3 protein-coding genes and 1 pseudogene are annotated in these 5,192 nt (G+C 34.9%); all 4 read left to right on the top strand.

Annotated elements, in window-relative coordinates; all coding sequences use genetic code 11:
• The first annotated feature begins 145 nt into the window (after nt 1–145).
• Entirely contained in the window at nt 146–655 is a 510-nt protein-coding gene (locus GFJ36_RS28690; protein ID WP_000497918.1) for a hypothetical protein, read from the top strand.
• Between the two features lie 37 nt (nt 656–692).
• Nucleotides 693–3,269 carry a VirD4-like conjugal transfer protein, CD1115 family gene (locus GFJ36_RS28685; protein WP_157349847.1) on the top strand — a complete coding sequence of 859 codons (2,577 nt, stop codon included), beginning with the start codon at nt 693–695 and terminating at the stop codon, nt 3,267–3,269.
• Nucleotides 3,270–3,326: 57 nt separating this feature from the next.
• Complete coding sequence (locus GFJ36_RS28680) at nt 3,327–3,536, top strand: hypothetical protein (protein WP_098961859.1); 210 nt, start codon at nt 3,327–3,329, stop codon at nt 3,534–3,536.
• A gap of 23 nt (nt 3,537–3,559) precedes the next feature.
• Nucleotides 3,560–5,192 (top strand): annotated as a pseudogene (locus GFJ36_RS28675) (pLS20_p028 family conjugation system transmembrane protein); the annotation flags it as partial.

Here is a 5,192-nt window from a genome sequence, read left to right as displayed (position 1 = left end):
CCGGAAAAACCAACAAATCCAGAAAAGCCAGTTCTGAAACAAAATGAAAAGATGGTAGCGAGTAAATAAAGAAAAAAATCAACTGATATTTTCAAAAAGGTACTCAAAAAAAGAGTACCTTTTTAATTTGAGAGGGGTCATATAGATGTTTGTTAATAGTGCAAATTTAGTACAAATTTCAAGTCTAGATAAAAGTTTAATGGTGGTAGGTCGAGTGGGAACAGGGAAAACGAGGGAATTGAAGAAAATGGCTTTAAGTTTATCAAAAGTATTAGTGTTAGATCCATTTAAGGAATACGAAGAATTAGAGAAGCAAACAGAAGGGCATGTAACTTTACAATATTTAGATTGTGAATCAAATGAAGAATATAGAGATTTTAAAATTACAGATGATGTGATAAATGTAGCTAAACAATTTGAATATGTAATTGTAGATGAAACCAATTATTTATGTCAGGAAGATTTTATATACTTTCTTCAACAAATGAAGGATTCTGATATAAAAGTAATAGCTAGTTTTCAAAAAATGCCATCAGATCCCCAGATTACTAATAAATTTCGATACATCATATCTTTAGATGTAACGAATGATTTCGATAAGATAACAGAGTATGAAAAATATAATTATGATTCGGGCTTTGGCTTAAAGAAGTAATACGTGTGGCTAGATTGAATAGAGGTGATGTTTTTATATGTATAGTGAAAAGATATCAATCAAATATAAATTAGCTGAAAAAGAAGTACTCATTCCATTGAGTGCTTTTTTGTTTGTTGGAATGTTATTGATCGCTAATTTTTTACTCAACTTATCTTTAGAGCTGATAGAAACAACTTTTAGTGATTTATTACATCCCAAACCGTTTCATATGGAGATAGGATTTCTTTTTCGGATGCCAATTGCAGAGCATCCAATTTACTACTTGCTTGTTTTCCTTGTAGTGATTGGAACTATAGCGAGAACAGTGTACAAATTGAAATCTTCCTTTAAAAACTTAAATAATCATCAGAAAGGATCTAGTCGTTTTACAACAGTTGAAGAGCTGAAAAAGCAGTATCGAGCTGTACCAGATCGAGAGAAATCGTTTAAAGGTGGCGGTGGTGTTGTTATTTCACGATTAGGTGAAAAGGTATTTATTGATGATAGTCCGGTAAACAATTTAATCATTGGTACAACGCGCTCTGGTAAAGGGGAAACCTTTGTATTTCCTACAATTGATGTCTATTCTAGAGCGGAACATAAGCCATCTTTAATTTTCAACGATCCAAAGGGGGAATTGTTCAGCGCATCGAAAGAAACGCTGGAAGAACGAGGGTATCATATTGAAGTTTTGAACTTGTTAAAGCCACTTGATTCCATGAGTTATAACTTATTGCAGCTTGTCAAAGATGCTTATAAAGATGGGGATTATTCAACGGCACAGGCATTATGTAAAACACTCTCACACACTTTGTTTTATAAACCAGGTGTTAAAGATCCTTTTTGGCAAGATTGTGCTATGAGCCTATGCAACGCTATGGTTTTAGCTATAACAGATAAATGTATTGCAGAGGGGACAGAAGAAAAAATAACGATGTATGCAGTAGCTAACATGTTATCGGAACTTGGTTCGAAAGAAATACTAATAGATCCAGAGGAACCACCTAAAAATGCATTAGATTTATACTTTGAAGGCTTACCAGCGGATAGCGTTGCGAAAATGCAATATGCAACTTCTAATTTCTCAAAAGGGCAAGCAAGAGGTGGGATTTTCACTCAAACAATGAACGGACTTTCTATTTTTACATTTGATGAAATCGCTAAAATGACAGCGGAAAATAGTGTGGATTTGAAACGTGTCGGTTTTGGAAAAACGATAAAAGGAAAAGTGACACCTAGAAAACGAGTAGAAATTGTATTTTCAGATGGCTCAAAGGAGTCTATCAAAGCAGATATTACAGGACGTTTTGCATTAGATTTTAAACAAGTAATACAAGTTGGAGATATTATTCAATGTAATGAAAAAGAAAACCCTCAAACGAAAACATCTATTACTATTACAAAAATAGATGAAAAAACGGGTCATACAGAATTTAAAGTAGTAGAAGAACATGAAGATATGAAAATAACAAAAGTGGATTATTTCGATAAGCCAGTCGCTATTTTTATGATTACACCAGACTTTGATTCTTCGAACCATGTGATTGCTTCTATTTTTGTAAGGCAGCTTTATTTTATATTGGCAAAGGGTGCATCCCTCGCTCGTGGAGGAAAATGTCACCGTGAAGTGGTTTTTTGCCTAGATGAGTTTGGAAATATACCGAGTATTGAAGGAATGGCAAATATTATCACGGTTTGTCTTGGTAGGAATGTTCGCTTTAACCTAATAATCCAGGCATATGCACAATTAAAAAATAAGTATGGTGAAGATGCAGATACGATTGATGGAAACTGTGGGAATACCATCTACATTCTAACGAACGATCAAGAAACCGCCGAAAAAGTATCCAAAAAACTAGGGAATCAGACGATTAACCTACCTTCCCGAAGTGGGAAAGGTCTTTCTACTGATAAAAATAAAACGGAAGGTCTAGACCAACGCCCACTGTTAACAGCAAATGAACTTATGAATTTTAAAGAAGGAGAAAGTGCCGTTATTCGTGTTATAAAACGTCAGGATAATAACAGAAAACGGATCAGACCTCGCCCAATTTATAATACGGGAGAAACAGCCTTAAAATATAGATGGGAGTACTTAGGGGTAGAGTTCGATACAGATAAATCTATTTTAGATATAGACATTGATTCTCTACATGATGATGTAAATCCAAAAGCACTTATTGTAGATTTTCTAGGACAGAGAAAAGCAGAACAAATTGAGAAAAAAACATCAGAACCAGAACAAGTACAAGAAGCTTCTTCTCAAATAGAGACACCGCAGCCAGTAGAAGAACCAACAATGATGGGAATTGATGAAGAGATTCCCGAAGAGGCGTTTCAGCAGGAAGATAGCCCGTTTGATTTCCTCTCCATTGAAAATTGGAAAGAAAAAATGGTTAATGAATTTTTCGAATCTGATTTAGCGGTTTTGAAACTGGTTGATAAGTTCTTTTTAGCGCAATTAGGAAAATCAATAGATGAAGTTGAAAATCAAGAAATGGGCGAGTTTTACAGTGAATTTCAAATGTTAGCTCACAATGACCATATCGACAAAAGTGTTTATCAAGCAGTCGAAAATAAGATTAATCGAATCTTGCGTGATTTAGAAGAAAAAGAACAAGTAACAAGTTAGAAAGCACTCAAATAATTGAGTGCTTTTTTCATTCCAAACATAAAGGAGGAAGAGGGAATGTGTGTACCGACAATAACGGATAAAATGCAATTGATTTTAGATAGCTACTCGCCATTTGTGACAGAAGAAAATGAGGTTATTCTTGGTCTAGAAGATGCGGTTCTTTTCCTTTCAGTAGATCGGGAACAAAAAGGGAAATTGATTATTCGTATCGACAGACTAAATGAAAGAGTGAGTTGGACAGCAAAAGAAGTATTAGGGCCATAGCAAGCATGAGAGGAGGGTAAATCGTGAAAGATGAAGAGATTTTAAAGGTTTTAGAAACGTTCTCGGATTATCTTCAAGTAGGAGACATCGTGAATTATGTATTACGTTGGCTAGGATGGTTTCTAATTGTAGGCTTATCTTTAGTTGTAGATGCTTTAGAAGGTGTGACAGATGCCATACTGGGGATTAAAGGATTCTTTAATTCACCGGAAATACAAAATTTTGTTGATATGCTATATCCATTGTTTGTTGTTCTTTTAGCCATATCGTTTTTATATATTGGCTACATGTTCATCATGAACAAACAAATGAACCGTTCTCAAATTATCATCAATATTTTCATAACACTTAGTGTACTTTGTTTATTAAGTACTGGTATGACAAGGGTCGATAAGTTCACCGATGATGCCATAGCGGTTGTAAAATCAGAGCAAAAAGGTTCCTTAAGTGATGAAATTATTAAGAAAAACATAACAGATGTTGCAGTAATAGATCAAAATGGATGGAAAAAGAAAGAAGATTTGAATCCGAAAAATAATATTCCGGAAAAAAATATTAGACAAATAGATATTACAGAAAAAATTGATTCCGATTTCAAATTTACGAAAGACAAGGATTTATCAGATGGTGGTCAAAAAATCCTACAGAATAAAAGGGTGATGGATGCATTAGGAGTTGCATCTTTAGCAGAATTAAAAGATGGATGGTTTGATTTCTTTCCAGAAAAGTATTATCGCTGGCATTGGAATTTTTGGAACATATTCTTTACTTTACTGATAACAGGATTAACTTTGTTATTGGTAAGTATTAAATTAGCTAGATTATGTTATGAATTAGCATTTAACTATTTGGTTAGCCAACATATTAGCACCAGCGGATGTTGCGAATGGTCAAAAGTTAAAAGCTGTATTATCTAATATCCTCAATATATTTATAGCAACGATTATGATATTCCTCTCTTTGAAGCTATATATAATGGGAACGGCGTTTCTACATGACAAACTAAGTGGTGTACCGTATCTGATTGCATTAGCAGCATTTAGCATGGCAGTTCTAGATGGCCCGTCAGTTGTAGAAAGGCTATTTGGAATAGATATTGGATTAAAGAGCAGTTGGGGCATGTTAGCAGGTGGTTTCGTACTTGGTAAAGGAATTGGCGCTCTTGCAAGTTCAAAACCAATGAAGGGTCTCGGAAATATGATTGGAAAAGGAGCGAAAGGTGCAGCAGAAGGAACGGGTGTTGCAGCAGCTAAAACAGCAAGTGCGGCAGCGATGGCAACAGGTGGCATGGCTGGTCTCATAAGTGGCTTGAAAAATGGAAATGAATCTGAAAATAAAGATTCATTGCAAGATCAAATGAAAAAAGCTGGTGAGAAGAAAGCAAATGGAAATGATGTAGCAAATAAGGAAAAAGAAAAAGGTAACTTAAATAAGGAAAAAGATAAAAAGAATGGTGGTATGCCATCTATTCAAGAAGATATGAAAAAAGGCGGGAACGAAAACCCTGGGGTAGCAAATGGGCAAGAAGCGGGAACAACAAGTCTTCAAGATGAAATGAAAGAAGCTGGAAAGTCAAATGGAACAAATGAAGGAAATCCAACACCAGGAGGAGTAAGACAAGGAGCGAGTGAAGGAGGTCAAACACCAGGAGGAGTA

This window comes from Bacillus sp. EE-W1 (assembly GCF_009760835.1).
GTDB lineage: Bacteria > Bacillota > Bacilli > Bacillales > Bacillaceae_G > Bacillus_A > Bacillus_A wiedmannii.
This window is presented reverse-complemented; position numbering and strand designations above follow the sequence as displayed.

Coding starts and splice junctions, on each gene's coding strand:
- GFJ36_RS28685 (WP_157349847.1), top strand. CDS start 693: ATGTATAGTGAAAAGATATCAATCAAATATAAATTAGCTGAAAAAGAA.
- GFJ36_RS28680 (WP_098961859.1), top strand. CDS start 3,327: ATGTGTGTACCGACAATAACGGATAAAATGCAATTGATTTTAGATAGC.
- GFJ36_RS28690 (WP_000497918.1), top strand. CDS start 146: ATGTTTGTTAATAGTGCAAATTTAGTACAAATTTCAAGTCTAGATAAA.